The sequence below is a fragment of the Acidovorax cavernicola genome (assembly GCF_003581445.1).
The window spans coordinates 1-605 of sequence record NZ_QXMN01000331.1; the positions used below are offsets into that span (position 1 = coordinate 1).

Annotated in this window: 1 protein-coding gene; it reads left to right on the top strand. The window is 69.8% G+C overall.

Annotated elements, in window-relative coordinates; all coding sequences use genetic code 11:
• Nucleotides 1–605 (top strand): aconitase family protein (locus D3H34_RS33480; RefSeq protein ID WP_286186595.1); only part of this gene is annotated, 605 nt, incomplete at both ends.

Here is a 605-nt window from a genome sequence, read left to right on the forward strand (position 1 = left end):
CTACGTGCCCGCGGCCGACGCCGACAGCGCGCAGATCGTGCGCATCGCGCGCGACTGGGTGCGCGCGCAGGGCATACAGAACTTCTACGACGAGCAGGGCATCTGCCATGTGGTCACGCCCCAGCACGGCCATATCCGCCCCGGCATGTTCGCCGTCGGCGGCGACAGCCACTCGTGCACCGGCGGCGCGTTCGGCGCCTACATGTTCGGCATAGGCGCGACCGAAATGCTGGGCGTGGTGGTCACGGGCGAAATCTGGCTGCGCGTGCCCCACACCATCGCCATGGAGTGGACCGGCCAATTGGGCGCGGGCGTCTGCGCCAAGGACATGATGCTGCACATGTGCACGCGCTTCGGCATGGACGGCGGCCAGTACGAAGCCGTCGAATACTGCGGCGCGGCGGTGCGCGCGCTGTCGATGAACGAGCGCATGACGCTTTGCAACATGACCGCCGAGCTCGGCGGCCAGGCGGGACTGATCGCGCCCGATGCGGTCACGCGCGACTGGCTGCTGGCCTGCGGCGTGCCAGCCCAGGAGCTGCAGGATTTCGCGCACTGGCAGACCGATGCCCGGGCGCCGCTGCTGGCCCACCACCGCATGGCGG